Origin of the sequence: Candidatus Aegiribacteria sp. (genome assembly GCA_021108435.1) — a bacterium.
Classification (GTDB): domain Bacteria; phylum Fermentibacterota; class Fermentibacteria; order Fermentibacterales; family JCC-6; genus Aegiribacteria.
The window spans coordinates 1-2,689 of the sequence record JAIOQY010000186.1; the positions used below are offsets into that span (position 1 = coordinate 1).

Annotated in this window: 3 protein-coding genes; all 3 read left to right on the forward strand. The window is 37.0% G+C overall.

The window, feature by feature from the left end; genetic code table 11:
• The first annotated feature begins 236 nt into the window (after nt 1-236).
• The 3 genes from K8R76_11065 to K8R76_11075 all read left to right on the forward strand — a co-directional run bounded on the left by K8R76_11065 (nt 237) and on the right by K8R76_11075 (nt 2,635).
• Nucleotides 237-1,130 (forward strand): nucleotidyltransferase, encoded by an 894-nt coding sequence (locus tag K8R76_11065; protein ID MCD4848712.1) that lies wholly within the window; start codon nt 237-239, stop codon nt 1,128-1,130.
• A 9-nt stretch (nt 1,131-1,139) separates the two neighbouring features.
• Complete coding sequence (locus K8R76_11070; protein ID MCD4848713.1) at nt 1,140-1,841, forward strand: hypothetical protein; 702 nt, start codon at nt 1,140-1,142, stop codon at nt 1,839-1,841.
• A 578-nt stretch (nt 1,842-2,419) separates the two neighbouring features.
• Nucleotides 2,420-2,635, forward strand: coding sequence for a transposase zinc-binding domain-containing protein (locus K8R76_11075; protein ID MCD4848714.1), 216 nt, complete (start codon nt 2,420-2,422; stop codon nt 2,633-2,635).
• Nucleotides 2,636-2,689 lie beyond the last annotated feature (54 nt).

Consider the following 2,689-nt stretch of genomic DNA (forward strand, 5'->3'; position numbering starts at 1 on the left):
CCAATTGAATGGAGTAATGTTTTTTATATGGAGAATACAAGCTCAACAGAGATTTAGTGAGGCGTTAATTCCTTAACGTGTGTGTACGTAGAAATCGTGGCGATACCCTTACCCAGAGTTCTTATTTTACCTTTTGGGTGCGTTGCCCAAAAATACCCAAATTCTGCCGTACTTGCGACCTGCTACTGCCAAAACTTATATCGGATGAAGTAGAAGTAGGATTGTGAGGAGCAAATATGAATACTGAATGGGAAGAAACATTTAAAACTTGGGCTCAGGGTCCTGGAAAGACAGAACAGGAAAAATGCGACAATGCTGAATCAGCAATTAAAAAAGCTATTTCAGCACATCCCAGACTTTCTGGAATGGATATTTCTGTATTGGCCCAAGGCTCCTACCGTGCTCGTACGAACATCAGACTTGATAGTGACGTTGATATTTGTGTTCGCTTAAATTCAACTGCCTTTTTTGACTATCCACAAGGCAAAACATATAAAGATTATAACCGAGTGCCAAGCAGCATAACGTTCTCAGACTTTAAAGACCTCATCCAAGAAGCACTTATCGATAGATTTGGAGCAGGTTCTGTAAAACGTGGGAATAAAGCATTTGATGTTCATGCTAACACTTATCGAGTTGATGCAGATGTTGTACCGACTTATGAGTATCGTAGATATAATTCTGATGGCTCAAACAACTACATCCTTGGAGTTGCTTTTAAGACGGACGATGAAGTTCTAATAATAAACTGGCATGAACAAACATATCAAAACGGTGTGGAAAAAAATAAAACGACTGCAAGACGCTATAAAAGAGTAATACGAATTCTTAAGAATCTGAGAAATAAGATGCAGGAAGACAAGCTTTCGGCGGCTAATAATATCCCATCATTCTTAATCGAGTGTTTGGTTTGGAATGTCCCGAATGAAGATTTTAATAATGATTTATACACAACTGACGTTCGATGTGTTCTTGCCCATACCTTCAATAAAACACTCGATAATGATCAATGCAAGGAATGGGGTGAAGTAAACGAAATAAAGTATCTCTTTAGATCGAGCCAATATTGGACTCGTGAGCAAGCTCACAGTTTTTTATCTGCCGCATGGGATTACTTAGGATTTAAGTAGGTGTACAATATGGGTGGTATGAAAGACTTGAATGTGAAATCTTTCATTTTTCTTTTGGTAGTGGTTTCCGTGATAATATGGATCGCTATCCTATCCGTGACAAGTAATGAACTTAGAGTAAGTTGGACATCTCTAAAATATGTTCCTACGGTTGTTTCCATTGATGTCATGCTCTGGTTATTGTTTGCAAAATGGGGATGGAAAAACCAAATTTTTCAGAAATGGTTAGTTCCGTTCCCATGCTTGGAAGGGACATGGGAAGGCACAATTCAAACTACATGGACCGACTCAGAAACTAGAGATACTCCTGCGTCAATACCTGTCATATTGGTTATAAAGCAATCATTCATCTCCATTAGCTGTGTAATGCATAGTCAGGAGATGATAAGCCGAAGTTATACTGCAGATTTTTTAATTAGTCTTGAAAACAATTTAAAGAAAATCACCTATACTTACACAAGCAGCCCAAGGGTGAGTGTACGAAAAAGGAGTGTTGTCCATGATGGAACTGCACTTCTAGAGATTATCACAAATCCTTTCCGTGCACTTCGTGGAGAATACTGGACAAACAGGGAAAGTACTGGTGAAATTGACCTAAGGTTTAGAAGTAAAGAGTTACTACAAGGTTTCCCTGAAGATTTGACTTTACATGCCATAGAAGAAAGTTGGGTACAATCCTACAAAGATACAAAACCGGCGATGAAAAAGTAACGGATACGCTATCAGATCAGACCATTCATCGGTTTATAGTCTCCCATTTCTACAGCACTTTTAACCCAAAAATTTTGGGAAGTTGGAAAGGGGTAATAAAAAGGTGAACGGCATGAAACTTGGCAGACCATGAGGAGTCAGAAAAAGTAAACTTGATATCTCAGAGTCGAAATTGAACCGCTGATCAAGAATAGCTCTACCATCATACAACAAAGACAAATTTACACCATTGGCTCAAACAACGCGGTTTAGGAGGGGCTAAAGCACGACCTTTTTTCATTGCCGGTTTTGTACCTTTGTAGGATTGTACCCTAAGTTAGTAAAAATTGGACATGAAACTTATGATTTAATTAGGACTGCTAAGGGAAGACTGCTTAAATAAATGCGTTTATACTTTCCTATACGTTAAAAAAATTACAGTAAAAATTTTTCATCATATAAATTCATAGAAAAATAATGATATCTACTTATTAAAATATAAATCAACATTTTACTTGACGTATAGGAATTTATAAACACATTTTCTTATCCTGCTACTAAAATAGAAAAATTGATTTCCTTGGCTTTCGTTTTAATGTGTGTCAATAAATTCAAAAACTAGGAAATCAGTAACTATTACAATCACAATAGCTATAATACTTTTCACTTACAACACCTGGGATGATTACCAGATCAGATATCGAGATTCGTTAAGGCAAGTCGAAATAGAAAATGTTGAAAGAATGAGGTTTTGTAGAAAGCCTCAAAATGGATATAAAGTATATAAGTGTCCGAAATGTGGAACAAAGAAGTAAGGGTATCGCCACGATTTCTACGTACACACACGCTAAGAGTTTAGGCATTCTGTT

Excerpts from the sequence above, each read along its gene's own strand:
- K8R76_11065 (MCD4848712.1), top strand. The coding sequence starts at position 237 with ATGAATACTGAATGGGAAGAAACATTTAAAACTTGGGCTCAGGGTCCT.
- K8R76_11070 (MCD4848713.1), top strand. The coding sequence starts at position 1,140 with ATGGGTGGTATGAAAGACTTGAATGTGAAATCTTTCATTTTTCTTTTG.